Source organism: Mesorhizobium sp. B2-5-11 (assembly GCF_006440835.1).
GTDB lineage: Bacteria > Pseudomonadota > Alphaproteobacteria > Rhizobiales > Rhizobiaceae > Mesorhizobium.
Window position 1 is genome coordinate 697,206 of sequence record NZ_VFUK01000001.1, and the last position, 23,792, is coordinate 720,997.

Below are 23,792 nucleotides of genomic sequence, written 5' to 3' on the forward strand. Positions count from 1 at the left end.
CCCGGGCGCGCAGTGGCCCTGGTTGCCCGCTCAACCCTGGATTTCTAGCGCAGATCCTTCAGACGCAGGCAATGCGTCAGCCGCGCGGACGACAGGTTGGACCAGTCGCCCTGGAAAACGAGGCGCGCAAAGGCTGCCGTTGGAAATTTTCCTTCGAGCCTCCTGCGCGCCTTGGCCTCTGACCCTGGCCCGGCAAGCTGTTTCGCCAGATATTGCAGACCGGGATTGTGGCCGACCACCAGCAAGCTGTCGTTCGACGGATCGGCTTGACGAATCTGGCTCAGAATATCCGTCGCCGAGGCTTCATAAAGCGCCTCGGAGAACGCGACTCGTGGATGCGCTGGCAACTCCGCGTCCACCAGCCGCCAGGTCTCACGGGTGCGCAGCGCCGGCGATACCAGCGCCTGGTCCGGCAGCCACCCGCGCGCCGCGAGTTCGCGCCCTATCAATTGGGCCGCCTTCAATCCGCGTTCGGCGAGCGGCCGGTCGAAATCGGGGAGGTTGGGATCGTCCCAACTCGACTTGGCGTGGCGCAGCACAAACAACTGTTTCACGATACTCCCGGTCGAATGGCGGATGCAGATGGAGGCAGGACAGCTGCTGGTTCAGGCAATTTGCTTTTCGGCGGCCTCGCGCAAGACTTCTTCTCCCCACTGGTTCAGGCTCTTGCCTGCGAGTTCCGCTGCCATTGCAACTTTTGAATGAACCGAGGGGTCAACGCGCAACATGAGATTGCCGGAATAAGGTCTTTGCGGCGACTTACCGATTTTCGCGCAAGTTTCGACATAGTCGTCCACGGCTTCATGGAAGGCGGCTTTTAGCCCCGCGACAGTTTCTGAATGGAAGGATACGCCGTCTCCAATACCGGCAATACGGCCGAAGAAAATCTCGTCATCGTCATCATAATCAACACGGGCCGAATAGCCCTTGTAGGTCATCGCATTCATGGCTTCACTCCGATCCTCAACAAGAATTGGCGAGCATCCCGTACTTGATATCGCTTTGCTTCCTTTGAAGGGTGTGGCCGGTGGAACGTCTCGACTTCGCTCTTAAAGACAAAACGCACGCGTGAGCCGCTTCCTTCGATCACCTGGCAACCAACGGCGACCAGCAAGGCTTCGACGGCAATCCATTCGATACTGCCCGAAACTGGATCGGTGAACATCGCTTTGAGCACGCGCCTATGCTTGCTGTTCATGCAAGCATGAGATAGGCGGGTGCGCCAAAGTTTGCAATCAAATTATGACTGCAAAAATGCCTACGGCGTGATCCGCGCCAATTGCTCGAAATCGATTTCCTCGCGCAGCGGGCTCGGCGCAATGATCATCGAGGTTGCGTTTTCGGCATCGTCGGCGAAGCGGGCAAACACGGTGCGGCCCTTTTCCATCCGAGCCTTGCCCTCGGCGACCAGCCCCAGCGCCAGCGGATAGAGCTGGTGTTCGACCTTGAGCACCCGTGCGGCCAGCATGTCGGCATTGTCGCCGACCATTACCGGCACCGCCGCCTGTGCGATGATCGGGCCGTCATCCATCTCGGACGTGACGAAATGCACCGTGCAGCCATGAATGCGCATGCCCGCCGCCAGCGCGCGCGCATGTGTGTCGAGCCCCTTGAAGGCCGGCAACAGCGCGGGGTGGATGTTGATCATGCGGCCTTGCCATTTTTGGACGAGGCCGGTCGTCAAAATGCGCATGTAGCCGGCCAGCGCCACGATCTCGGCGTTGAAGGCCGTGAGCGCGGCATCGATCGCGGCGTCATGCGCCTGCTTGCTGGCATGGTCGGCCCGGGAAATCACCTGGGTGGCGATGCCGCGCGCCCTCGCCATGCCGAGGCCGGCGGCATCCGCCTTGTCGGAGATAACGCCGACGATTTCGGCGGGGAAAGCCGGGTCGCTGGCGGCGGCGATCAGCGCCGTCATGTTGGAGCCGCGCCCCGAGATAAGAACGACAGTGCGTTTCTTCTGTGCGCTCATAGACCGATCGAACCCCGATAGATGACGCCGGCGTCGCGGCGCGGCACGATCCGGCCGATCGGCGTCACCGTCTCGCCGGCTTCCTGCAAGACGGCAGCGACCTGCGCCGCCTGGCCGGACGCCACCGCCAAGATCATGCCGATGCCGCAGTTGAAGGTGCGCATCATCTCTTCGGGCGCCACACCGCCGGTCTTGGCCAGCCATGAGAACACAGGCGGCACGTCGATGGCGTCGAGATCGAGCTCGGCCGAGAACTCCTTCGGCAGAACGCGCGGAATGTTTTCGGGGAAGCCGCCGCCGGTGATATGGGCCAGCGCCTTGATGCCGTGCGTGTTGCGGATCGCCTTCAGGATCGATTTCACATAGATCCGGGTCGGCTCGAGCAGCGCCTCGGCCAATGTGGCCTCGTCATTGAAGGGAGCCGGATCGGTCCATGCCAGGCCGCTGGTCGCAACGATGCGGCGCACCAGCGAAAAGCCGTTCGAATGCAGGCCCGACGAACCCAGCCCCAGCAGCACGTCGCCCTCGACGATGTCGTCGGTGGGCAGAAGCTGGCCGCGCTCGGCCGCGCCCACGGCAAAACCGGCAAGGTCATAGTCCTTGCCGTGATACATGCCGGGCATTTCGGCCGTCTCGCCGCCGATCAGCGCGCAGCCGGCCTGCCGGCAGCCCGCGGCGATGCCGCCGACGATCGCCGCACCCTGGTCCGGATCGAGCTTGCCGGTGGCGAAATAGTCGAGGAAGAACAGTGGTTCGGCACCCTGCACGACGATGTCGTTGACGCACATGGCGACGAGGTCGATGCCGATCGTGTCGTGCTTGCCGGCGTCGATGGCGATCTTCAGCTTGGTGCCGACGCCGTCATTTGCGGCGACCAGCACCGGGTCGGTAAAGCCGGCGGCCTTGAGGTCGAACAAGCCGCCGAAACCGCCGATCTCGCCATCGGCGCCAGGCCGGCGCGTCGCCTTGACCAGCGGTTTGATCTTCTCGACCATGAGATTGCCGGCATCGATGTCGACGCCAGCCTCGGCATAGGTGAGCCCGTTCTTACGCTTGACTGTATCGCGCTTCATATCTGGCTTGTCGCTGTTTCCTTTGCGGCTCTTCGCATGAACGGTTTCGGTCCGCAAGGAAAACGGCGCTGAAACTGCCGCTCCCCACCAGGGGAAGCTCGGCAGCTTCTCTCTTGCGCCCATCCCCCGTCTCCATCATCTATCGTTCAGACAGAAGCGACGGGACATGCGCTTGACCATCCCCAACCTGATCACAATCATGCGCCTTGTCCTGGTGCCTGCCGTGGTGCTGGCCATGCTGCAGGCGCGCTGGGATTGGGCCTTTGCCGGGTTCCTCGTTGCCGGCATCTCGGACGGCGTCGACGGCTTCATCGCCCGCCGGTTCAACCAGCATTCCAAGCTCGGCGCCTATCTCGATCCGGTGGCCGACAAGCTGCTCCTGGTTTCCGTGTTCGTCGTCCTGGGCTTCATCGGGCAATTGCCGCTGTGGCTGGTCGTCACCATGGTGTCGCGCGACGCGCTGATCATTTGCGCGGTGCTGTTGTCCACCGTGATGGCCCATCCCGTCGAGATGAAGCCGCTCCTCGTCTCCAAGGTCAACACCGCCATCCAGATTGTACTGGCGGCGCTGGTACTGGGTGAGCTTGCTTTTTCGATCCATCTCGATCCACTTCGTCCCGCCCTCATAATGCTGTCCGGGGTCTTGACCGTGGCTTCGGCCGCAGCCTATCTCGTGGCTTGGCTGAGGCATATGAGCGGCTATGGCGAAGGCTCCACCCCGGGCACCTGACAAAGAAGCTGCGGCGAGCGCGCCGGCGGCAGCCGGTGATGATCCATCCGCCGGATTCCGCCGGCAGATCTTCTTTTGGCTTGCCGGCGTCGCCGCGCTCGCGCTTTTCCTCTATGTTTTCAGCGCCATCCTCTTGCCCTTCGTGGCCGGCATGGTGCTCGCCTATTTCCTCGATCCCGTGGCCGACCGGCTGCAGCGGCTCGGCCTCAGCCGCTTCATGGCAACGGTGGTCATCCTCATCACCTTCCTTGTCGTGCTGGTGCTGGCCTTTGTCATCCTCATCCCGGTGCTGGCGACGCAGATGGCCGATTTTGCCGGCAAGTTGCCTGAGTACCTGACGCGGCTGCAGAGCCTGATCACCTCGTTCGATCCAAAATGGCTGGAACAGAAATTCGGCGTCAACGCCAATGGCCTGCGCGACGGATTGAACTCACTGCTGACATCCGGCTTCGGTCTGCTGACAACCGTGTTCACCTCGATATGGAGTTCGGGCGTGGCGCTGGTCTCGGTGATCAGCCTGTTCGTGGTGACGCCGGTGGTCGCCTTCTACATGCTGCTCGACTGGGACCGCATGGTGGCGGTGATCGACAGTTGGGTGCCGCGGGACAATGTCGCCACGGTGCGCGCCATCGCCAGGGACATCAACACGGCAACGGCCGGCTTCGTGCGCGGGCAGGGCACGCTGTGCCTGGTGCTGGGCGCCATGTATGCCACCGGCCTGACGCTGACCGGTCTCAATTTCGGCATCCTCATCGGCCTGTTCGCCGGGCTGATCTCCTTCATCCCCTATGTCGGTTCGCTGACCGGGCTGGTGCTGGCCGTCGGCGTTGCCTTCGTCCAGTTCTGGCCGGACTGGACCATGGTCGTCGCGGTCGCGGTGGTGTTCTTCATCGGCCAGTTCATCGAGGGCAATATCTTGCAGCCGCGGCTGGTCGGCAAAAGCGTCGGCTTGCATCCGGTGTGGCTGATGTTCGCGCTGTTTGCCTTCGGCGCGCTGTTTGGCTTCGTCGGCCTGCTGATTGCGGTGCCTGCATCGGCCGCGGTCGCGGTGCTGGTGCGCTTTGCCATTGCGCGTTATCTGGAATCGCCGCTCTACAAGGGTCACGGCAAGGCCGTGCCGCCATTGCCGGCCGATCGTCGCAAAGGCATCAATCCATGATCCGGCCTGGCCGGGTCGCGCGGCTGAGCCTGGCATGAGCGACCAGAGGGCCGACCCGCCGCGCCAGCTGCCGCTCGATCTCGGCCATGGCACCGGCTATTCGCGAGACGAACTCGTCGTCTCCGGCACCAACAACCAGGCAGTGGCGCTGGTCGACCGCTGGCCGGACTGGCCCTCGCCGGTGGTCGTGCTGGCCGGTCCGGCCGGTTCCGGCAAGACCCATCTGGCCTCGATCTGGCGGGCACGGGCGGATGCCGTTCAGGTCGACGGGCACCGCGTTGGCGACAGCATTGTAAATCTCGGTGCCCGGCCGGCGCTGATCGACGACGTCGATACCGGCACAGTCGACCAGCAGGGGCTGTTTCATCTGATCAATGCGGTACGCGGCAGCGGCTCGCATTTGCTTTTGACGGCGCGCCGCTTTCCCTCGGCCTGGGGCGTCACGCTGCCGGATCTGGCGTCGCGGCTGAAGGCTGCGGCAACCGTCGAGATCCACGAGCCCGACGATCTCCTGCTGGCAGGTGTCATCACCAAGCTGTTCGCCGACCGACAGGTCGAGGTCGAGCCGCATGTCGTGCAATATCTGGTGCGCCGCATCGAGCGCTCCCTGGCGACGGCCATGCGCGTGGTGGAGCGGCTGGACCGCGCCGCGCTCGAACGCAAGACGCCGATCACCCGGGCGCTGGCGGCTGAAACCGTCAGCGCCATGGACGAGGGGCAGGGCGAGTTCGAGGTTTAGGGCGCGATGGTCGGCCGGCCAGCAAACGGTGGTTTCCATGTCCCTTTAGCCGTCCCATTTCGGGAAACAGAAGCTGGCACCGATCTTGCGATACAAGCTTGCCGGCTAACCCCGGTCCTGATTGCGTTCCAAATCAGGTTGTAGGCTCGCCGGGAGTGGGGCGGTTGGGGTTCTCGCCCGGCGAGCTTACCTTCATGTGACTTCAGTCACCCTCACTATTGCTGCGCGTTCGGCTTGCCCGCGCAATGCCAAGCTAGGTGAGAGAAGAACGGGTATTCGTCAATTGACGGATACCCAAAATGGCGACGGGGCCACCGAGTCGCTGAAATGCCGGCGCTCGGTGAACTCCGTGGCTGAGGCGAACGAGCCATATGCCCGCTGCTTGACGTTGATCTCGTCAGTTGGCCTTCTTCGCCTTGTTCACATAGTCGTTCGTGTACGTCTGCGTGATATCGATCTTGGCGTTGGCCACATCGGGCGAACCGAGAGAGAAAACGTCGAGCACGGCCTGCGCGCCTTTTGGATCCATGAGCCCGGTGGTCGAATACATGGGGATCGCATTTTTCAACGCGGCCAGATAGGCGTCCTTGTCGCTGCCGATCAGATTGTCGGGGATCTGGGCCATGATCTCTTCGGCGCTGTGGGAGTGAATGTAATCCAGCGTGGCAAGCATGGCATTGGTCAATCCCTGCGTTGCTTGGGGATGCGCGGCCATCCATTCCGGCCGGGTGTAAAGCGCTCCGCCGGGATAGTCGCCTCCGAATACCGCCTCGGTATCTTTCTGGGTGCGCGTGTCCGCCAGGATGGTCAGGTCCTTATGCCTGGCCTGAAGCACGGTGACGGCCGGATCGAGCGTCACCACGGCGTCGATCTGCCCTTGCTCCATGGCGGCGACGGCGGTAGCGCCCAGCCCAACGCCGATCACGGCGGCGGATGTCGGGTCGATGCCGTTCTTCTGCAGAAGGAACTTCAGGAAGAAGTCGGTCGAGGAACCGGGAGCGGTCACGCCGACCTTTTTGCCAGCAAGGTCCTTCACTGATTTGATCTTGCCGGTCTGGTCCGGCGCCACCGCCAGCACCAGTCCCGGGAACTGGTCGTAAACGACGAAGGATTGCAGGCGCTGGTTCTTGGCGGCCAATTTCACCGTGTGATCGAAATAGCCGGACACCACATCCGCGCTGCCACCCAATACTGCGGTCAGCGATTGAGAACCGCCCTTGAAATCGACGAGGTCTGCATCGATACCGGCTTTTTCGTAAGCGCCGATCTGTTTGGCGAGCACGGTCGGCATGTAGCAGAGGCATGATGCTCCGCCGATCGAAATGGTGACCTTTTCGGCAGCCCCCACGTCTGTGGCCACCGCGAGCAATACGACGGCGGCGGCCGCCAGTTTCGAAATGATCCTCATGATCTCCTCCTTGAGCGGAATTGGGGCCTATCGGCCTGGTTTCGAGAATTCAGGCCGCCAGACAAGCAGCCTTTTTTCGATCAGCGTGACGATCCAGTCGATCAAGAGCACAAAAGCGGCGAGGACGAACATTCCGGCAAAGACGCCCGCCACGTCGAACACGCCTTCGGCCTGCTGTATCAGATAGCCTAGTCCGCCGGCCGCACCGAGATATTCGCCGACCACGGCGCCGACCACGGCAAATCCGACGGAGATATGGAGCGATGAAAACACCCAGGACAATGCCGATGGCATATAGACGTGGCGCAGCAATTGCCGTTCGTTCATGCCGAGCATTCGGGCATTGGCCAGCACCGTCGTGTTCACCTCCCTCACGCCCTGGTAGACATTGAAGAAGACGATGAAGAAAACCAGCGTCACGCCCAAGGCAACCTTGGACCAGATGCCGAGGCCAAACCAAAGCGTGAAGATCGGCGCCAGCACGACGCGGGGAAGCGCATTGGCCGCCTTTACATAGGGATCGAAGACGGCCGCAAGTCTCGGCTTGCGGGCAAACCAGAAGCCGATCGCGATCGCTGCCAGCGAGCCGATGGCGAAGGCCAGCATGGACTCCCACAGCGTGATCCACAGATGATGCCAGATCGTCCCGGTGGCAAACCACTTCCATATCTGGCCTGCCACCGCCAATGGGGTCGAGAAGAAGAAGGAAATATTGTTCGGATCGCCGATCAGGTGCGTCGTCGACGCTGCCTGCCAGAGCGCGATGACGATGACGGCCACGGTTAGCTGTGCGAAAAGCAGCGTCGTCCTTTTCATCGGATCGCTCCTTCTTCAATCTCGCCGTAAGCCTTGAGCACTTCCTTCTTCAGCATGTGCCAGATGTCTCGATGCAATTCCTGGAAGCGCGGTTCCAGCCTGATTTCCGAAATATCGCGTGGACGCGCCAGCGGGATTGGAAAGTCGCCGATGATGCGTGCCGAGGGACCGGCTGACATCACCACCACGCGATCAGCCAGCGCGATCGCTTCTTCGAGGTCGTGGGTGACGAACATCACCGCCTTGCGGTCGTCCGACCACAGCTTGAGCAAAAGGCCGCCCATGATCAGCCGCGTCTGTGCGTCGAGCGGTCCGAAGGGTTCGTCCATGAGGATGATCTTGGGGTCGCGGATCAGCACCTGCGCAAGAGCAACGCGCTTTTTCTGGCCGCCTGAAAGCATGTGAGGGTAGCGCTCGCAGAAAGCAGCCAGGCCGACGCGTCCGAGCCATGCTCGCGCGCGTTCCTTTGCTTCGGAAGAGGGCACGCCTGCCACTTCCAGCCCGATGGCCACATTGTCCAGAGCGGTCTTCCAGGGCATCAATGCATCCTGCTGGAAGAGGTAGCCAGCCTGTCTGTTGAGACCGCGAAGCGGGGCGCCGAACACACGGACGCTGCCTGCCGAAGGCTCGAGAAGCCCTGCGCCGGCATTCAGCAGCGTTGACTTGCCGCAGCCCGTCGGCCCAATGATCGCCACGAATTCCTGGTCGCCGACTTTCAGATCGGCGCGGGCGACCGCCTGGAAGCTACGCCCGGCCGCCAATGCGAAATCTATGGTCACTCCATCGAGATCGACCGCGATCCCGGTTCCGGCTGGCGGCTGTCTGAATTTTGTCTCCGTGCCGCCCGTGGCGGTTTCCGTCGTCATGCCGAATGCCGCCCTGCGCCGAGACGGGTGGGTGTCCAACTGTCGCTCATGGTTCCTCCGTGAGGGCTTTAGCGGAGACCGTCGATGTCCGATGGTCATCTGTCGCCCCACACCGTGCCGTGTTCCGGCTCACAATAGTCGATGCGGTGGAGCAGGCAACTTTGCCGTCCGCGGCTTTTTGTTGCGACCGTGACATGCAGCAGCAAAGACAACTGGCCGCGCGGAGATTGCCGACAGCCCCATTCTGCACCCGACACATTGCCATTCGCAGGCGCCAACGGCCCTCGATTGCCTTTTCTGTGAAAGGTGGTCGGAGTGGAGAGATTCGAACTCCCGACCCTCTGGTCCCAAACCAGATGCGCTACCAGGCTGCGCTACACTCCGAACGGTCTGTTGCCTATTCATTTCAGTGTTGCATGGCAAGTGCAAAAACCTGCAAGTGCAAAAACCTTGCCGCCGTCCGCATTGCGCAGTAATGACGGGCGAAGAGGCGGCCATGCTGCCTTGCACAGCAATGAGGTGGTCATGTCCGCGCGCATTTTCAGTCCAGCCAAAACCGCGATGCAGTCCGGCACGGCCAAGACCGGCCATTGGGTGCTGGAATTCGATCCCGAGATGCGCAAGAAAATCGACCCGCTGATGGGCTACACCACTTCCGGCGACATGAGGAGCCAGATCAAGCTGACCTTCGACACGCGTGAAGAGGCCGTGGCCTATGCCGAGAAGGAAGGGCTCGCCTACCGCGTCGAAGAGCCGAAAGAGCCCAAGCGCCGCCAGATTTCCTATGCGGAAAATTTCCGCTATGACCGCAGGACGCCCTGGACGCATTGACCGGCAAAGCCCGGGCGGGCGCCAGCGCAGACATCTTACCGGCTCCGAGCCGGCCAGCGGTCCCGTAGCTCAGCTGGATAGAGCACCGGCCTTCTAAGCCGATGGTCACAGGTTCGAATCCTGTCGGGATCGCCAATAATTTCAATGGCTTAGCTGCTCCGGACGTGAGAAATTTCAACGCGGGCAGGAATCCGGTCGGAACTTTTCATCCCTTCTCGTCTTCACGAATGCGCTTGCCGGCGCGACGGCGGCACGCCGCCGCCGCGGCGCCCTTTCCGTATTATTTCGTGACCTTGTCGCGCGGGAACCTTCGTAACGATCACGCGTTCGGGGCCTTGTATTCGCGGTCCCTCATAAAAGTAAGCATTCGGGCTGCGAATGGCGGGCAAAACAAGCATGGGTTGGGGAAGGAGAAAACCGCGTCATGTCGAAACGTGAAATTGGAACGTCGCCCGCCTTGGGGCGACGGATCGCCGAGCTCAAAGCCAAGATGCAAACCGCCCGGATTTCCGACCATGAGCTGAAGACCTTCCATAAGGTTGCCGCCATCATGGGAGCGGGCGAAGGCTCTCTAGGCCTGGATGCCGACGATCTGATCGCGGCATCCTTTGTTGCAGAGACGCTGGGCGAATCGGCGCCCAACGGCTGACGGCAGGACCCTCCTGTCGTAGGTCCGGATCGATCATCCGGACAAATCTTCGAGACGCAGGCCGGAGGCGGCCGCCGGTCCGGCGGCCGTAACCCTGCAACCTCTGCCGTCGAATTGGAGGGAAAGTCTTATCGTTTTGTTTGCGTTGGCGCGTCATAGTAGACGCGGCTAACGGAGTTGAAGAGATGAAGCTCGACCTGTCGCCGACGAGTTGGGGCAGGGTGATCGCCGTCACCGCCGCCGGCACGGCGTTCTTCATTGGCGTGGCGTTTTTCGTCGATTCGTTCAATTTCCCGTATCTTTCGCCCGAAGCTGTGTGGCGGGCTCAGCTGACCGACATTCTGTTGCCCCTGGTGCTGGGTGGATCGTTTCTCTTCTTCCTGATGTGGAAGATACGCCAGTTGGCCATTGCCCAGCGCGATCTCACCGTCGTTGCCGCCACCGACAGCCTGACGGCGGTGCTCAACCGCGGCGCTTTCTCCATGCTGGTCGAAGCCTATCTCGAACAGGTCCGCAAACAGGCGTCGGCCAATTCCGGTGCGCTGCTGATCATCGACGCCGATCACTTCAAATCGATCAATGACCGGCTTGGGCATGACTGCGGCGACCAGGCGCTCAAACTGATCGCGCAGACGATCAAGGATCAGCTCCGCGGCACCGACATCGTCGGCCGCATCGGCGGCGAGGAATTCGGCGTGTTTCTTCCCGGCGTCGATCCCTCGCAATCCTGGCTGGTTGCCGAAAGCATCCGCCGGCGAATTCGCGAGGTGGAATTTTCGCCGGGCGGCCGGTCCTGTCCGCTTTCCGTGAGCATTGGCGGTACCGCCTTTAACGGGCCGACCACCTATGAGGAGATATTCTCGGCAGCCGACAGGCGGCTCTATGCCGCCAAGTCAAATGGACGCGACCAGGTCAGTTTCGATCCGATGGTTTCCCAGCAAACGCCGCCAGCCGCGACAATCACGGTTCATTGAGGCGGATCCGGCCAGCCACCGGCGCCGGGGGCGCGTCGCTGGGGATTTCTGCAGCCATCACGCAGAAGGTATTTTCGCTTTGCGCGCCGCCCGCTAAAGGTGGTGGCCACAGCTCCGGCCGGGGCTGAATGCATCGGGCAGGGCCTTCTTCGCATGACATTGATGGGCGCGGCGGCACTGCTGATCCTGGTCCTGACCTATGCCGGCGTCGCCGTCGGCCGCATACCAGGCCTGCGCCTCGATCGGGCGGGGATCGCACTGCTCGGCGGGGCCGCGATGATAGCCATCGGGGCGATCAGCCTGGAGGATGCCTACCGCGCCATCAATTTCGACACCATCACGCTTTTGCTCGGCATGATGATCGTAGTGGCGCATCTGAAGGTCTCGGGCGCCTTTCGCGGCCTCGGTGCCATCGCGATCGAGCATGCGCATGCGCCGTTCATGCTTTTGGTTATGGTGACCCTGCTGACCGGCCTGCTGTCGGCCTTCCTGGTCAATGACGCCATCTGTCTTGTCATGGCGCCGATCGTCGTTCACGTCACCCGCGCCATCAAACGCAATCCGGTTCCTTACCTCATCGCGACCGCCACCGCGTCAAATTGCGGCAGTGTCGCCACCATCACCGGCAATCCGCAAAACATGGTCATCGGTGCGCTGTCGGGCATCTCCTATCCGGCCTTTTCAGCGGCTCTGGCTCCGGTTGCGCTGTTTGGTCTCGTCGCGGTCATCGCCATTGTTCGCATCGTCTACCGCACCGAATTCGCGCGCAACGGCGAATTGACGCCGCAGGTCTCGCGCGGCCGCATGCATCGCCGCCAGGTGCTGAAAGCGGTGGTAGTTTGCATCGGACTGGCCGTTGCCTTCTTCGCCGGTGTGCCTGTCGCCAAGGCGGCGCTCATCGGCGGCGCCATCCTCCTGCTCACCCGCGCCATCAAACCAGAGCGCATCTATCGCGAAATCGACGGGCCATTGCTGTTCATGTTCGCCGGCCTGTTCATCGTGGTTGCCGGCGCCGAACGAACGCTGCTGACACCGGACATCGTCGCATCGGCCAAGAACCTCGGGCTGGACGACGTCTGGCGCCTGTCGGGCTTCACCGCGGTGCTCTCCAACATAATGAGCAACGTGCCGGCCGTGCTGGCGCTGCGGCCCTTCATCCCCGGCCTGGAAAACCCCGAGCGCGCCTGGCTGGTCGTCGCCATGAGCTCGACGCTGGCCGGCAATTTCACGCTCCTGGGCTCGGTCGCCAATCTGATCGTTGCCGAACAGGCGCGCGCCGCCGGCACGTCGCTGTCGTTCGGCGCTTTCTTCAAAGTCGGCCTGCCATTGACGCTGCTAACGCTGGCGGCTGGCACGGCATGGCTGGCGCTCTGATCCCTGGCGCGACTGTTCCGTGCTGAATTGCTCCGGAGTGACGGGTGCTCCGGAGTGACGGGGCTTGGTATTTGCGGCCAAGTCCCGCCACCGGCCCAGATTTTCAGGGCGCCACTACCAATCGGCCTTTCATGTTGGGATGGAAGCGGCAGAAATAATCAACCGCTCCCGCCGTCTTGAGGGTCAGTTTTCCCTTCGCCTTCGGCGGGATCATCACCTCCCAGCCGCCCTTCACCGTGGCCGTGTGGGCGAATGCGTCCTTGTTCACCCACTCGATCGTGTCGCCGACCCTGGCCTCGACGCTTGCGGGCGAGAAGACGAGCTTGTCGATCGTCACCTCGATCGTCGCTGCCGGCGCCGGGCCGGCGGCAAGCACCAGCGCCAGCCAGGCAAGGAGCGGTCGGATCAGCACGGCCGCTTTCATTTCAACATGCCGGCGACATGTTCGGCATGCTGCTCATGCCCCTGGAAGATCTTGAGGCCGGTTTCGAGCAGGCTCTTCAGCTCGGCATTGCTGGCCGACGGAATGAGCAGGGTTTCGAGCGCTCCATTGACCTGCTTGTGGTAGGCCACCTCGTTTTCGATATAGGCCTTGTCGAAGGCAGCCCCTTTCAGCTTGGCGAGCTTGGCATGTTCCTCTTTCGCCGCCTTGGTCAGCGCCTGGCTGGTGGCATTGTCTTCCGGCTTCACCTTGAGCTTCTTGAGCAGGTCGAGCGCCTGCTTGTTCACCGCTTCGTGGTCGCGCTCCATGTCCTTGGCGAAATCGACGACTTCCTTGTTCTTGGATTTCTTGATTGCCTGCTTGGCCGCCTCGATGTCGATCATGTCGGCTGTGTAGGCGATGTGGGCGATCTGCGGGTCGGTCGGCTTGTCGGCAGCTTGCGCGAATGGGGCAGCGCCAAGCAGCAAGAGGGCGGCAAGCGCTGCGGTGTGTCTGATAAGCATGGCATCTCCTTCCGCCCGACAGCCTGGGCAGCGGGCTTCATCTGGGTTGACATTCATTGGATGAGGATGGCGCGGAAACGTTCCCGACAAATCGGCGAAAGATCTGGCTTTGAAGATCACCCCTCGAATCCGAGCCGCTTCATCACGGCCTGCGTCAGCCGTTCGCAGCGCCGGCCGGCGAAGGGGAAGGCGTCGAGCAGCACCGGCCCGATCTCGTCGTCCAGCGCCTTGCGCAGCAAAGCGCGGGCGCGGTGCAGTCTCGTCTTGACGGTCTCGGGCCGCACGCCGAGCAGGTCGGCGGTCTCCTCGATGCTCAGGCCCTCGATGACGCGGGCCACGAAAACCGCGCGATAGGCGTCGGGCAGGCTGTCGGTCGCCCGCTCGACAAGCCCGAGGATCTGCCGCTGCGCCATCGTCCGCTCCGGATCGTCGCTTGGGTTGAGGGGAAACCGGATGATCTGCGCTTCCGGGTTTTCAGGCATGGCCACGGTTCGCCGTCCTTTGCGAAGCCGCCCGAGCGCCTCGTTGATGACGATGCGCGACAGCCAGGTGGAAAGCGAAGCATCGCCGCGATAGGTGCCGAGATTGGTAAAGGCCCTGACATAGGCCTCCTGCACGATGTCCTCGGCCTCGCTGTCATTGCGCACCATGCCGCGCGCCAGTCGGTAGAGCCGCTGGTTGTTCAGCTTCATGATCTTGCGAAAGGCATCGCTGTCGCGGGCAAGCGCGCGGGCTACGAGCCGGAGCTCGTCCGTCGCTGTTGATGTTGCCGTCAGCGCAGGCATGTGTCCTCCATCGATCCTTGCACGAAAGATTGGATGCAGGTTTCGAAAAAAGGTTCCCGAAAAATCACGCCAGGCGATCCGCCTGGCTGCCTATGCTAGCACTTTGGCCGGCTCCCTGCCGGTGTTTTGCATCCGCGCCGTCGCGGCCAGCAGATCGGTTTGCGTGATCAGCCCGAGGATGTGGTTTTTATCGTCGACGATGATGACGGCGTGACTGCGCCCGTCGGTCAGCACTGGCAGCAGCGCCATGGCGTTCGAGCCGGCAGTTGCGGTTGCCGCCGGCGAGATCACGGTTCCGACCGTGCCGGCCGCCAGCGTCAGTTCCCGCAAGCCCACGGTTCCGGCCAGCCTTGCCTCGGCATCCACCACCGGCAAGGTTCGTATGTTGTGGTCAAGCAGCAATTGGCGCGCAGCGGCGGCTGGCGTGTGCTCGTCCACCGAGATGACGTCGCGCGACATGATGTCTTGGCACCGCAACGTCGCATGCTCGCGCACCATGGCCTGCAATTCGACCTGCCGCAGCAGCCGGTCGAGATCGCCCCGATCGATGTCGAAGGTCTCGTCGAGCGCTCCAAGCGCGGCGTCGATGTCCTCGGAGCGAAAACCGACACGCAATTGCGCCGGCGGATCGATGGTGCCGTGACTGTTTACCGGCGCCGGGGCCGGCACGTGCGGGTAGTTGCGCCGGGCCAGCTTGTGGAAGCCGTAGCCAAGCGCCACCAGCAGCATCGAATTGACCGCCACCGGCACGAAAGGAAAAAGGAAGCCGGCGCTGATCACGGCTGGGCCGCCGAACACCGCGGTCAATGCCGCCGCACCCCCGGGTGGATGCAGGCAGCGCGTGAACGACATTGCGGCAATCGCCAGCGCTACCGCAATACCGGTGGCGAGCACCGGCTGGTGCACGAATTGCACCACGATCACGCCGACAAGCGCCGAGATCGTGTTGCCGCCGATGATCGACCAGGGCTGCGCCAGCGGGCTGGCGGGCACCGCGAACAACAGCACCGCCGATGCTCCCATTGGCGCCACCAGCAGCGGCACATGTGGCCCGCTACCCAGTGTGAGTCCGCTGATCGCGCCAGTCAGCGCAATGCCGATCATCGCACCGACGCAGGCGATGATGCGTTCGCGCAGCGTCGCGCCGGCAAGAATGGGAACAAAGAGGCGGAACGCCATGGGCAGGCTCTTGGTGCGGTGGCTGGGGAATGATTTCCGCTGCCGCAATGAAGCGGAAGCCGGCAATTTGGAAGTCAAACAAATCCGCAAAACTGCGGATGGGGAGAATAATATTGCCGACATGGCCGGACCGGGGGGGCCGCGTGCGGCCCCGGTTTGCTCAATCGCGTCAAGGCCTTGCAGGCGTTGCTGGTATCGGTCCGAGAGGTCGCGTCAGGCCGCTGCGGCGGCGGTGAGCCCGCGAAGAATATCGGTCATGAGGTCCTCGACATCCTCGAGGCCGATCTGGAGACGAATCAACGGCCCTTCATAGGGGCCCTTGGCAACGACGCGGTCGCCGAGCCAGACCGGCACGGCAAGGCTCTCGTAACCGCCCCAGGAGTAGCCGAGACCGAAGATCCGCAATGCGTCGAGGAACGCGTGCTGCTGTTTCTGGCCGCCGCCGGCAAGCACGATGGAGAAGATGCCGCTGGAGCCGGAAAAGTCACGCTTCCACAGCGCGTGGTCGGGATGACTGGGAAGGCCAGGGTGGAGCACGCGCGCCACGCCCTTCTGGCCCTCCAGCCATGCCGCGATGGCGAGCGCGCTGCGCTGATGGTGATCGAGGCGCACCCCCATGGTGCGCAAGCCGCGCAGCACCTGGTAGACGTCTTCGGGTCCGGCGCAGCAGCCAAGCGTGCAGAAGCTTTCATACAGCTGTTTCCAGCAGGCCTCGGTGGCCGACACCGTACCCAGCAGCACGTCCGAATGGCCGGCGGGATATTTCGTCGCCGCATGGATCGAGATGTCGACGCCATGGTCGAGCGGACGGAAATAAAGCGGCGTCGCCCAGGTATTGTCCATCATGACGATGGCACCGGCGGCGTGCGCGGCCTTGGCGATGGCTGGTATGTCCTGCACCTCGAACGTGTTTGAAGCCGGCGATTCCGTGAACACCACCTTGGTGTTCGGCTTGATCAAGGCGGCGATGCCCGCGCCGACGCCGGGAGCATAATACTCGACCTCGACGCCGAGCCGCTTCAGCATCGTATCGGCGAAGTTGCGCGTCGGATGATAGACGCTGTCGACGATCAGCAGGTGGTCGCCCGCCGAAACGAAGGCAAGCAGCGGCACCGTCACCGCCGCCAGGCCCGACGGGACCACGATCGTGCCGGCCGACCCCTCCAGCGCGTCTATGGCCTGGGCCAAGGCGTCGGTGGTCGGTGTGCCGCGCGTGCCGTAGGTGTATTTCTGGTCCCGTCCAGCCATCGAGGCGGCATTGCGGAACAGCACCGTGGAGGCGTGCACGACAGGCGGATTGACGAAGCCGAAATAGTCGTGCGGGTTGTTGCCCGAATGGGCAAGCCGCGTGTTGATGCCCATTTTGCCAGTCACCGGCTCGTTGCCGTCTTTTGCCATTCGTCGTCGCCTTTTTTGGTAAGCCGCTAGCCATAGTGCGGCGACATGGACCGCGCAACAGCCGGCTTTCGCCAGGACCCCGACTTCGAATGTGCCAATTGCCGGAGCCGCCGCAGGCCGACTGCAAGCGTAATGCGCGGCCAGAAAGCCCGCCGCCGGCAGCGGCATGCGTCGCCTTGATAGCGCAAAGCGCACCTCACCATGACCCAGATCCAGCCAGAGGGCGCAGACATCGGCACGCAACCGGCCGGCAGAGCACAGTAACGCAGAGTAATCGGGCGGATGGATTTTTTGCGGACAGAGCGCAGCCTGGCGTAGGGCGAGCTTCGCCGGCTTTATTCGCGCTTCTGACTAAATTGCGGGCGCGTTTGTCTGCGATTCAGGCAATTGCGGCAAACGATTTTCAAACCCATCTGAATTCGGTCATTTTCCTTGACCTCACAGGAATTATCGCCTTCGATGCTGTTCGTGAATGGGAGGCGGCGCGTCGACTGCGATGCGGAGTTCCGGAAATGGGCCGGAACGAAAAGCTGCGTTCACGCGGGAAAAAAAGATCAGGTTTGCCTGAAAACAGAAAAGGGTCTGTGGGTCATGAAACACATTGCAATCGGCATCCTTGGAGCCGCCGCGCTTGGAGCCGTGGCTTCAACGGCTTCAGCCACCACGCTCGACACGGTCAAGCAGAAGGGCTTCATCCAATGCGGCGTGTCGACGGGCCTGGCCGGCTTCTCGGCGCCGGACGACAAGGGTGACTGGCAAGGCATCGATGCCGATTTCTGCCGCGCCGTGGCGGCCGCCGTCTTCGGTGACGGCTCCAAGGTCAAGTTCACGCCGCTCAGCGCCAAGGAGCGCTTCACCGCGCTGCAGTCGGGCGAGATCGACATCCTGTCGCGCAACACCACCTGGACCATTAACCGCGACACGGCACTTGGCCTGAACTTCATCGGCACCACCTACTATGACGGCCAGGGCTTCATGATCAACGCCAAGAAGCTGCCGGGCGTCAATTCGGCGCTTCAGCTGTCCGGCGCCGCCGTCTGCGTGCAGAGCGGCACCACCACCGAGCTCAACCTCGCCGACTACTTCAAGGCGAACAAGATGGAGTACAATCCGGTCGTTTTCGAGAAGCTCGAAGAGGTCAACGCAGCCTATGACGCCGGCCGCTGCGACGTCTACACCACAGACCAGTCGGGCCTTTACGGCATCCGCCTGACGCTGGGTGCGCCGGCCGATCACGTCGTGCTGCCGGAGATCATCTCCAAGGAGCCGCTCGGACCGGCAGTGCGCCAGGGCGACGACCAGTGGTACCATATCGTCAAGTGGACCTATTTCGCGCTGCTCGATGCCGAGGAACTCGGCATCACCAAGGCCAATGTCGACGAGATGAAGAACTCGGCCAGCCCTGAGATCAAACGCGTGCTCGGCCAGGAAGCCGACACCAAGATCGGCACCGATCTCGGCGTCTCCAACGACTGGGTCGTCAACATCGTCAAGGCGGTCGGCAATTACGGCGAAATGTTCGACCGCAATGTCGGCTCGGGCAGCCCGCTGAAGATCGCCCGCGGCATCAACGCGTTGTGGACCAAGGGCGGCCTGCAATACGCTCCACCGATCCGCTGATCGAAATGTGATCCGGAAGGCAGAACCATCTGCCTTCCGGTTTCTCTTTCACAGGGGACGGTGATATGGCATCGCAGGAAGTCCTTCGCGAGGATACAAGTCGCGGCTCCTTTATCAACGACCCGAAAGTCCGCAGTCTCTTCTTCCAGACACTGGTCGTCGTCGTTCTGTTCGGCTCTGTCTGGTGGATCGTGCAGAACGTCATCGACAATCTGCAGCGTCTTCACATCGCCTCCGGTTTCGGCTTCCTCAGGGGCCGCGCCGGATTCGACATCTCGGACACGCCGATCGCCTACACGTCCGATTCGACCTACGGTCGCGCCATCATTGTCGGCCTGATCAACACCATCATCGTCGCCGTGGCCGGCATCGTCACCGCGACCATTATCGGCTTCGTCATCGGCATCGGCCGGCTGTCGCAGAATTGGCTGATCCGCAAGATCTGCACGGTCTATGTCGAGATCTTCCGCAACATCCCGCCGCTGCTGGTCATCTTCTTCTGGTATTCGGGCGTGCTGGCCGTGTTGCCGCCGCCGCGCGAGAGCTATAACCTGCCTTTCGGTTCCTTCCTCAACCAGCGCGGTTTCTATTTCCCGCGCGCCGTCTGGGGCGAGGGCTCATGGCTGATCTTCGTGGCGCTCATCGTGGGTATCGCCATGGCCTGGTTCGTCGCCCGCAAGGCGCGCCAGCGGCAGATGGCGACGGGTCAGCAGTTTCCCGTGTTCTGGACGTCCGTCGCGCTGATCGTCGGCCTGCCGCTGCTCGCCTATGCGCTGAGCGGCTTTCCGCTGAGCTTCGATTTTCCGAAACAATCGACCTTCAACCTGACCGGCGGCTTCCAGGTCAAGCCGGAGTTCCTGTCGCTCTATCTGGCGCTGTCCTGCTACACGGCGGCCTTCATCGCCGAGATCGTGCGGGCCGGCATCAGGGGTGTCAGCAAGGGCCAGACCGAGGCCGCCGCCGCACTTGGCCTGCGCTCGGGATCGATCCTGCGGCTGGTCGTGGTGCCGCAGGCCATGCGCATCGTCATCCCGCCGTTGACCAGCCAGTATCTCAACCTGACCAAGAACTCCTCGCTGGCCATCGCCATCGGCTATCCGGACCTGACGGCGACCGCCGGCACGGTGCTCAACCAGACCGGCCAGGCGGTCGAGGGCGTGCTGATCATGATGATCGCCTATCTCATACTCAGCCTGGTGACCTCGGCCGTGATGAACGTGGTCAATGCCAGAATGGCGTTGGTGGAAAGGTAGGGCCATGCAGGAACACGACATGTCCTGGGTGCGCACCGAAATGGCCCTGGCGGAGGCGGCGCCGATCAGCGAGCGTGGCCTGTATGCCTGGGTCCGCAAGAACCTCGTCGGTTCGGTCGGCGACACCATCCTCACCATACTCGGCATCATCATCGTCGCCTGGGTCCTGCCGCAGGTCATCAACTGGGCCTTCATCAATGCCCAGTGGACCGGGCCGGACCGGACCGTCTGCGCGACCGTGGCGCAGGGCGGCATCCAGCCCGATGGCTGGAGCGGAGCCTGCTGGGCCTTCGTCAACGCCAAGTTCGGCCAGTTCATGTTCGGCACCTATCCGGTCGAGGAGCGCTGGCGGCCGATCCTGGTCGCCATGCTGTTCGCGGCGCTGCTGGTGCCGATGCTGATCCCCAGCGTGCCGCGCAAGGGCCTGAACGCCATCCTGCTTTTCCTGGTGCTGCCGATCGTCGCCTTCTTTCTTCTGGTGGGCGGCGTGTTCGGTCTGCCGCATGTCGAGACGTCGCGGTGGGGCGGACTGCTGATCACGCTCAGCCTCTCCTTCGTCGGCATCGCCGTGTCGCTGCCGCTGGGCACCGTGCTGGCGCTCGGCCGGCGCTCCAAGATGCCGATCGTCAAGATGCTGTGCATCGTCTTCATCGAAGCCGTGCGCGGCATCCCGCTGATCACAGTGCTGTTCTTCGTCAGCGTCATGCTGCCGCTTTTCCTGCCGGCCGGCGTCACCTTCGACAAATACCTGAGGGCGCTGATCGGCGTGTCGCTGTTTGCCGCCGCCTATATGGCGGAAGTGGTGCGCGGCGGCCTGCAGGCGATCCCCAAGGGCCAATACGAGGGCGCCGATTCGCTCGGCCTCGGCTATTGGCAGAAGATGGGACTGATCGTGCTGCCGCAGGCGCTGAAGCTGGTCATTCCCGGCATCGTCAACACGTTCATCGGCATGTTCAAGGACACCAGCCTGGTCCTCATCATTTCGATGTTCGACCTGCTCGGCGTCGTCAAGCAGAACTTCTCGGACGCCAACTGGGCGACGCCGCAGACCGCGAAATCCGGTCTCGTGTTCGCCGCCTTCGTGTTTTGGCTGTTCTGCTTCGGCATGTCGCGCTATTCAATGTATACGGAACGCCGGCTCGACACCGGTTACAAACGATAAAAAGGGGATTGGTTCATGGCCACCGAAAACGCCGTCAGCGCGGAAGAGATCAAGGTCAATGCCGCGAAGATGCACATCTCGACCACCGATGTCGCCATCGACATCATCGCCATGCACAAATGGTATGGCGAGTTCCATGTGCTGAAGGACATCAACCTCAAGGTGATGCGCGGCGAGCGCATCGTCATCTGCGGCCCGTCCGGCTCCGGCAAGTCCACCATGATCCGCTGCATCAACCGGCTCGAAGAACACCAGAAGGGCAAGATCTTCGTCGACGGCAAGGAATTGACCAACGATCTCAAGAAGATCGACGAGGTGCGCCGAGAGGTCGGCATGGTGTTCCAGCACTTCAACCTGTTCCCCCACCTGACCATCCTGGAGAACTGCACGCTGGCGCCGATCTGGGTGCGCAAGACGCCGAAGAAACAGGCCGAGGAGATGGCCATGCATTTCCTCAAGCGCGTCAAGATCCCCGAGCAGGCCAACAAATATCCGGGCCAGCTCTCCGGCGGTCAGCAGCAGCGCGTGGCGATCGCCCGTTCGCTGTGCATGAACCCGCGCATCATGCTGTTCGATGAGCCGACCTCGGCACTCGACCCGGAAATGATCAAGGAAGTGCTGGAGACCATGGTTAGCCTTGCCGAGGAAGGCATGACCATGCTGTGCGTCACCCACGAGATGGGCTTTGCGCGGAAAGTCGCCAACCGGGTGATCTTCATGGATCAGGGCCAGATCGTCGAGCAGAACACGCCGGCCGAGTTCTTCGATCACCCGCGCCACGAGCGCACGAAGCTGTTCCTGTCGCAGATATTGCACTGAGCGCTGCTTCGTCGAAATGGAAGGAGCCCGGCCGCGCCACGGTCGGGCTTTTTCACATTTGGCCGATCGGATCGTTTCGATTGAAACGTGATGGAATCGCAAGAACTATGCCCGGATGAGAAAACGCCTTCGTTTCCTGGCCGTGCTGGTGGCCGCGGTGGTGCTGGTCGCGGCACTCGGCACACTGGTGCCGCGACCACTCTGGCCGGCTGCCGCGGCCGGCGAGGGCGCCAGGCACATTCTGGTGCTGAGCAATCCGATCCACACCGACATCGCCATTCCCGTCGATGATGGCGTGCGCCGGCGCTTTCGCTTCCTCGCCGCTGCCGGCCAGCCTTCCGACGCGCCCGAGGTGCGCTACATCGTCTTCGGCTGGGGCGGCCGCGCCTTCTACCTGGAGACGCCGACTTGGTCGCAGCTGAAGGCGATGCCCGTATTCAAGGCCCTGACGCTTGACGCTTCAGTGATGCATGTCGAGGTCGCCGGCAATATCTCCGGACCCGATGTCGCCGGCTTCGACATCCCGGAAGACCGCTTTGCCGCGTTGCTCGACTTCATCGATGCGAGTTTTCAGCAAGGACCAGGCGGGCCGATCGTCATCGCAGGGGCCGCCTATTCCGATTTCGACCGCTTCTATGAGGCGAACGGCCATTTCAATGCGCTGGCCGGCTGCAACACCTGGACGGCCGCCGCCTTGCGAACCGCCGGCCTGCGCACGGGTTGGTGGAACCCGCTGCCGGTCTCGCTCGGGTGGTCGTTGAAGCTGTATAATGGTAGGTAGCGCAGATAACGCCAACGCCTCGTTCGAGTTCTAGGCCCGCCATCCATAAAGCCAGTCCAAATCCGCGGCGAGCTTCTCCGGCGTCCGCATTTTCAGGAAAAGGTTGCGCGCCAACGCCACCGGACCCCAGGCATGCCAGGCAAGGCGGTTGAGGGCGCCGCGACGTGCCACTCTCACGACGCGCGGCCGGCGCAGGCCTTCCCAGATTTGAAGACTTCCGGCGAGATCGGCAGGGGAGGCGGCCATGACGTCGGCAAGCGTGGCGGCATCCTCGATGGCCATCGCGGCGCCCTGTGCCGCGAACGGCGTCATGGCATGCGCCGCGTCGCCGACCAGTGCGATGCGGCCCGACCTTACCCATGGCGGCTTCTGATCGACCGTATGGACCGGCCAGGCCGCCCAAGGGCCGGCCAACTCCGCAAGCCTTGCCAGCGCCGGCGCGGTGCGGCGCATGGCGCCGGCCAGGATTGCGGGATCGGCATGGCCGGACCAGCCTTCGGCGATACGCTCGCCCCTGGTGAAAGCGACGAGATTGATGGCGCTGCCCTTGCTGACGGGATAGGCGACCATGTGAAAGCCGGGATGCAGGAAGGTGGTGACGCAGTCCGGCGCACCGATCTCTGCAAAAGCTTGCCCGGCAGGACTGTCTGCGCTGACGGTTGCCCGCCAGGCCAGTTCGCCGGAGAAGTGGCTTTTCGCAAGCCTGGTTTTCCTTCCTTGGTCGGCAAGTCCGCGCATCGACGACCAGACGCCATCGGCGCCGACCAGAAGGAAACCTTCCGCCGCGACGAGCCTGCCACCCACATCGGCTGCCGCGGTGACGCCTGAACTGCTGATCGTGACGCTGCCAAGGCGCGCACCAGTAGTGAGATGAACATCGGGCATGGCAGCCACGCGCGCCATCAGCGCGTTTTGCAGGTCCGCTCGATGCGCCACGAGGTAGGGCGCACCCCAGCGCGCCTCGCCGGCTCGTCCAAAAGGTACGCGCGCCAGTTCGCCCAAGGTTGCCGCATCCTTCAGCACCACGGCTTCCGGCCTGACGGCATTGGGAAGAAGTGCGTCGAGTACGCCGAGCTCACGCAGGATGCGTGTCGCGTTGGGCGAAAGCTGGATGCCGGCGCCCGCCGCTTCTAGGCGCTGCGCCTGTTCGAAGATCCGTACGGGATAGCCCCGCTCGGCGAAAGCCAGTGCCGCGGTCAGCCCGGCAATACCCGCCCCGGCGATGATGACTTGCCGGGACTGTGCGTCTGCCATTGGCC

The 23,792-nt window shown here is 62.8% G+C and carries 26 protein-coding genes and 2 tRNA genes; 13 read left to right on the top strand and 15 right to left on the bottom strand.

Going from position 1 to position 23,792, the window contains the following annotated elements:
* Window positions 1-44: 44 nt before the first annotated feature.
* The 5 genes from FJ490_RS03505 to purM all read right to left on the bottom strand — a co-directional run bounded on the left by FJ490_RS03505 (window position 45) and on the right by purM (window position 3,045).
* Entirely contained in the window at window positions 45-554 is a 510-nt protein-coding gene (locus tag FJ490_RS03505) for a histidine phosphatase family protein (RefSeq protein WP_140565086.1), read from the bottom strand.
* Between the two features lie 51 nt (window positions 555-605).
* Window positions 606-947 (bottom strand): type II toxin-antitoxin system HicB family antitoxin, encoded by a 342-nt coding sequence (locus FJ490_RS03510; RefSeq protein WP_140728212.1) that lies wholly within the window; start codon window positions 945-947, stop codon window positions 606-608.
* Complete coding sequence (locus FJ490_RS03515) at window positions 944-1,177, bottom strand: type II toxin-antitoxin system HicA family toxin (protein ID WP_246672584.1); 234 nt, start codon at window positions 1,175-1,177, stop codon at window positions 944-946. The genes FJ490_RS03510 and FJ490_RS03515 overlap by 4 nt, the downstream gene beginning before the upstream one ends.
* Before the next feature lie 81 nt (window positions 1,178-1,258).
* Entirely contained in the window at window positions 1,259-1,972 is a 714-nt protein-coding gene (purN, locus tag FJ490_RS03520) for a phosphoribosylglycinamide formyltransferase (protein ID WP_140728214.1), read from the bottom strand.
* Window positions 1,969-3,045, bottom strand: coding sequence for a phosphoribosylformylglycinamidine cyclo-ligase (gene purM, locus FJ490_RS03525; protein ID WP_140494348.1), 1,077 nt, complete (start codon window positions 3,043-3,045; stop codon window positions 1,969-1,971). The genes purN and purM overlap by 4 nt, the downstream gene beginning before the upstream one ends.
* A 172-nt stretch (window positions 3,046-3,217) precedes the next feature.
* On the opposite strand from purM, the gene FJ490_RS03530 reads away from it, so the two are divergent.
* From FJ490_RS03530 to hdaA, 3 genes are read left to right on the top strand one after another with little or no spacing between them, the layout of a single operon-like run.
* A complete protein-coding gene (locus FJ490_RS03530) occupies window positions 3,218-3,775 on the top strand; it encodes a CDP-alcohol phosphatidyltransferase family protein (RefSeq protein WP_140495033.1) in 558 nt (185 codons plus the stop codon).
* Window positions 3,747-4,934, top strand: coding sequence for an AI-2E family transporter (locus FJ490_RS03535; protein ID WP_140494346.1), 1,188 nt, complete (start codon window positions 3,747-3,749; stop codon window positions 4,932-4,934). Before FJ490_RS03530 ends, FJ490_RS03535 begins: the two co-directional genes overlap by 29 nt.
* Window positions 4,935-4,968: 34 nt before the next feature.
* Window positions 4,969-5,673 carry a DnaA regulatory inactivator HdaA gene (gene hdaA / locus FJ490_RS03540; protein WP_140728215.1) on the top strand — a complete coding sequence of 235 codons (705 nt, stop codon included), beginning with the start codon at window positions 4,969-4,971 and terminating at the stop codon, window positions 5,671-5,673.
* A gap of 397 nt (window positions 5,674-6,070) precedes the next feature.
* Here the strand turns inward: hdaA and FJ490_RS03545 are convergent, their stop codons facing one another.
* The 4 genes from FJ490_RS03545 to FJ490_RS03560 form a co-directional block, all read right to left on the bottom strand.
* Window positions 6,071-7,081, bottom strand: a complete 1,011-nt coding sequence (locus tag FJ490_RS03545; protein ID WP_140558883.1) for an ABC transporter substrate-binding protein — start codon at window positions 7,079-7,081, stop codon at window positions 6,071-6,073.
* A 27-nt stretch (window positions 7,082-7,108) separates the two neighbouring features.
* Window positions 7,109-7,897 (bottom strand): ABC transporter permease, encoded by a 789-nt coding sequence (locus FJ490_RS03550; RefSeq protein WP_140584473.1) that lies wholly within the window; start codon window positions 7,895-7,897, stop codon window positions 7,109-7,111.
* Window positions 7,894-8,763 carry an ABC transporter ATP-binding protein gene (locus tag FJ490_RS03555; protein WP_140494340.1) on the bottom strand — a complete coding sequence of 290 codons (870 nt, stop codon included), beginning with the start codon at window positions 8,761-8,763 and terminating at the stop codon, window positions 7,894-7,896. Before FJ490_RS03555 ends, FJ490_RS03550 begins: the two co-directional genes overlap by 4 nt.
* A 307-nt stretch (window positions 8,764-9,070) precedes the next feature.
* A tRNA-Pro gene (locus FJ490_RS03560) sits at window positions 9,071-9,147 on the bottom strand.
* Window positions 9,148-9,288: 141 nt separating this feature from the next.
* Here FJ490_RS03560 and FJ490_RS03565 point away from each other — a divergent pair.
* The 5 genes from FJ490_RS03565 to FJ490_RS03585 all read left to right on the top strand — a co-directional run bounded on the left by FJ490_RS03565 (window position 9,289) and on the right by FJ490_RS03585 (window position 12,591).
* Window positions 9,289-9,594: an ETC complex I subunit gene (locus FJ490_RS03565; protein WP_140494338.1), complete on the top strand. Its 306-nt coding sequence runs from the start codon at window positions 9,289-9,291 to the stop codon at window positions 9,592-9,594.
* 58 nt (window positions 9,595-9,652) lie between these two features.
* Window positions 9,653-9,729: transfer RNA gene (locus FJ490_RS03570), tRNA-Arg, on the top strand.
* A gap of 289 nt (window positions 9,730-10,018) precedes the next feature.
* Complete coding sequence (locus FJ490_RS03575) at window positions 10,019-10,243, top strand: hypothetical protein (protein WP_140494336.1); 225 nt, start codon at window positions 10,019-10,021, stop codon at window positions 10,241-10,243.
* A gap of 185 nt (window positions 10,244-10,428) precedes the next feature.
* Window positions 10,429-11,217 (top strand): GGDEF domain-containing protein, encoded by a 789-nt coding sequence (locus tag FJ490_RS03580; RefSeq protein WP_140494334.1) that lies wholly within the window; start codon window positions 10,429-10,431, stop codon window positions 11,215-11,217.
* A 153-nt stretch (window positions 11,218-11,370) separates the two neighbouring features.
* A complete protein-coding gene (locus tag FJ490_RS03585) occupies window positions 11,371-12,591 on the top strand; it encodes an anion transporter (protein ID WP_140561862.1) in 1,221 nt (406 codons plus the stop codon).
* Window positions 12,592-12,694: 103 nt separating this feature from the next.
* On the opposite strand, the gene FJ490_RS03590 is transcribed toward FJ490_RS03585, so the two are convergent.
* From FJ490_RS03590 to FJ490_RS03610, 5 genes are all read right to left on the bottom strand, one after another.
* The gene (locus tag FJ490_RS03590; RefSeq protein ID WP_140494330.1) at window positions 12,695-13,015 is read right to left on the bottom strand and encodes a cupredoxin family copper-binding protein; all 321 of its coding nucleotides are present in this window, start codon (window positions 13,013-13,015) and stop codon (window positions 12,695-12,697) included.
* Entirely contained in the window at window positions 13,012-13,536 is a 525-nt protein-coding gene (locus FJ490_RS03595) for a DUF4142 domain-containing protein (RefSeq protein WP_140494328.1), read from the bottom strand. The genes FJ490_RS03590 and FJ490_RS03595 overlap by 4 nt, the downstream gene beginning before the upstream one ends.
* Before the next feature lie 116 nt (window positions 13,537-13,652).
* A complete protein-coding gene (locus FJ490_RS03600) occupies window positions 13,653-14,321 on the bottom strand; it encodes an RNA polymerase sigma factor (protein WP_140515501.1) in 669 nt (222 codons plus the stop codon).
* 90 nt (window positions 14,322-14,411) lie between these two features.
* Complete coding sequence (locus FJ490_RS03605) at window positions 14,412-15,500, bottom strand: HPP family protein (protein WP_140515503.1); 1,089 nt, start codon at window positions 15,498-15,500, stop codon at window positions 14,412-14,414.
* A gap of 213 nt (window positions 15,501-15,713) precedes the next feature.
* Entirely contained in the window at window positions 15,714-16,898 is a 1,185-nt protein-coding gene (locus FJ490_RS03610) for a cystathionine beta-lyase (RefSeq protein ID WP_140728216.1), read from the bottom strand.
* A 591-nt stretch (window positions 16,899-17,489) separates the two neighbouring features.
* Here FJ490_RS03610 and FJ490_RS03615 point away from each other — a divergent pair.
* The 5 genes from FJ490_RS03615 to FJ490_RS03635 all read left to right on the top strand — a co-directional run bounded on the left by FJ490_RS03615 (window position 17,490) and on the right by FJ490_RS03635 (window position 22,533).
* The gene (locus tag FJ490_RS03615; protein ID WP_140494320.1) at window positions 17,490-18,518 is read left to right on the top strand and encodes an amino acid ABC transporter substrate-binding protein; all 1,029 of its coding nucleotides are present in this window, start codon (window positions 17,490-17,492) and stop codon (window positions 18,516-18,518) included.
* Window positions 18,519-18,583: 65 nt separating this feature from the next.
* Window positions 18,584-19,771: an amino acid ABC transporter permease gene (locus FJ490_RS03620; RefSeq protein WP_140494318.1), complete on the top strand. Its 1,188-nt coding sequence runs from the start codon at window positions 18,584-18,586 to the stop codon at window positions 19,769-19,771.
* Between the two features lie 4 nt (window positions 19,772-19,775).
* Window positions 19,776-20,933, top strand: coding sequence for an amino acid ABC transporter permease (locus tag FJ490_RS03625; RefSeq protein ID WP_140515507.1), 1,158 nt, complete (start codon window positions 19,776-19,778; stop codon window positions 20,931-20,933).
* Window positions 20,934-20,948: 15 nt separating this feature from the next.
* Window positions 20,949-21,752, top strand: a complete 804-nt coding sequence (locus FJ490_RS03630) for an amino acid ABC transporter ATP-binding protein (protein WP_140494315.1) — start codon at window positions 20,949-20,951, stop codon at window positions 21,750-21,752.
* Window positions 21,753-21,867: 115 nt separating this feature from the next.
* Window positions 21,868-22,533: a TIGR02117 family protein gene (locus FJ490_RS03635; protein ID WP_140521613.1), complete on the top strand. Its 666-nt coding sequence runs from the start codon at window positions 21,868-21,870 to the stop codon at window positions 22,531-22,533.
* 30 nt (window positions 22,534-22,563) lie between these two features.
* Here the strand turns inward: FJ490_RS03635 and FJ490_RS03640 are convergent, their stop codons facing one another.
* Window positions 22,564-23,787: an FAD-dependent monooxygenase gene (locus tag FJ490_RS03640; RefSeq protein ID WP_140728217.1), complete on the bottom strand. Its 1,224-nt coding sequence runs from the start codon at window positions 23,785-23,787 to the stop codon at window positions 22,564-22,566.
* Between the last annotated feature and the right edge of the window lie 5 nt (window positions 23,788-23,792).

What these genes read in the sequence shown, in the direction of transcription:
- purN (WP_140728214.1), bottom strand. Translation starts at nt 1,972, where the DNA reads ATGAGCGCACAGAAGAAACGCACTGTCGTTCTTATCTCGGGGCGCGGC.
- FJ490_RS03640 (WP_140728217.1), bottom strand. Translation starts at nt 23,787, where the DNA reads ATGGCAGACGCACAGTCCCGGCAAGTCATCATCGCCGGGGCGGGTATT.
- FJ490_RS03585 (WP_140561862.1), top strand. Translation starts at nt 11,371, where the DNA reads ATGACATTGATGGGCGCGGCGGCACTGCTGATCCTGGTCCTGACCTAT.
- FJ490_RS03555 (WP_140494340.1), bottom strand. Translation starts at nt 8,763, where the DNA reads ATGACGACGGAAACCGCCACGGGCGGCACGGAGACAAAATTCAGACAG.
- FJ490_RS03615 (WP_140494320.1), top strand. Translation starts at nt 17,490, where the DNA reads ATGAAACACATTGCAATCGGCATCCTTGGAGCCGCCGCGCTTGGAGCC.
- FJ490_RS03550 (WP_140584473.1), bottom strand. Translation starts at nt 7,897, where the DNA reads ATGAAAAGGACGACGCTGCTTTTCGCACAGCTAACCGTGGCCGTCATC.
- FJ490_RS03630 (WP_140494315.1), top strand. Translation starts at nt 20,949, where the DNA reads ATGGCCACCGAAAACGCCGTCAGCGCGGAAGAGATCAAGGTCAATGCC.
- purM (WP_140494348.1), bottom strand. Translation starts at nt 3,045, where the DNA reads ATGAAGCGCGATACAGTCAAGCGTAAGAACGGGCTCACCTATGCCGAG.
- FJ490_RS03625 (WP_140515507.1), top strand. Translation starts at nt 19,776, where the DNA reads ATGCAGGAACACGACATGTCCTGGGTGCGCACCGAAATGGCCCTGGCG.
- FJ490_RS03590 (WP_140494330.1), bottom strand. Translation starts at nt 13,015, where the DNA reads ATGAAAGCGGCCGTGCTGATCCGACCGCTCCTTGCCTGGCTGGCGCTG.
- FJ490_RS03580 (WP_140494334.1), top strand. Translation starts at nt 10,429, where the DNA reads ATGAAGCTCGACCTGTCGCCGACGAGTTGGGGCAGGGTGATCGCCGTC.
- FJ490_RS03605 (WP_140515503.1), bottom strand. Translation starts at nt 15,500, where the DNA reads ATGGCGTTCCGCCTCTTTGTTCCCATTCTTGCCGGCGCGACGCTGCGC.
- FJ490_RS03600 (WP_140515501.1), bottom strand. Translation starts at nt 14,321, where the DNA reads ATGCCTGCGCTGACGGCAACATCAACAGCGACGGACGAGCTCCGGCTC.
- FJ490_RS03620 (WP_140494318.1), top strand. Translation starts at nt 18,584, where the DNA reads ATGGCATCGCAGGAAGTCCTTCGCGAGGATACAAGTCGCGGCTCCTTT.
- FJ490_RS03595 (WP_140494328.1), bottom strand. Translation starts at nt 13,536, where the DNA reads ATGCTTATCAGACACACCGCAGCGCTTGCCGCCCTCTTGCTGCTTGGC.
- FJ490_RS03535 (WP_140494346.1), top strand. Translation starts at nt 3,747, where the DNA reads ATGGCGAAGGCTCCACCCCGGGCACCTGACAAAGAAGCTGCGGCGAGC.
- FJ490_RS03610 (WP_140728216.1), bottom strand. Translation starts at nt 16,898, where the DNA reads ATGGCAAAAGACGGCAACGAGCCGGTGACTGGCAAAATGGGCATCAAC.
- FJ490_RS03545 (WP_140558883.1), bottom strand. Translation starts at nt 7,081, where the DNA reads ATGAGGATCATTTCGAAACTGGCGGCCGCCGCCGTCGTATTGCTCGCG.
- FJ490_RS03510 (WP_140728212.1), bottom strand. Translation starts at nt 947, where the DNA reads ATGAATGCGATGACCTACAAGGGCTATTCGGCCCGTGTTGATTATGAT.
- FJ490_RS03565 (WP_140494338.1), top strand. Translation starts at nt 9,289, where the DNA reads ATGTCCGCGCGCATTTTCAGTCCAGCCAAAACCGCGATGCAGTCCGGC.
- FJ490_RS03575 (WP_140494336.1), top strand. Translation starts at nt 10,019, where the DNA reads ATGTCGAAACGTGAAATTGGAACGTCGCCCGCCTTGGGGCGACGGATC.
- hdaA (WP_140728215.1), top strand. Translation starts at nt 4,969, where the DNA reads ATGAGCGACCAGAGGGCCGACCCGCCGCGCCAGCTGCCGCTCGATCTC.
- FJ490_RS03635 (WP_140521613.1), top strand. Translation starts at nt 21,868, where the DNA reads ATGAGAAAACGCCTTCGTTTCCTGGCCGTGCTGGTGGCCGCGGTGGTG.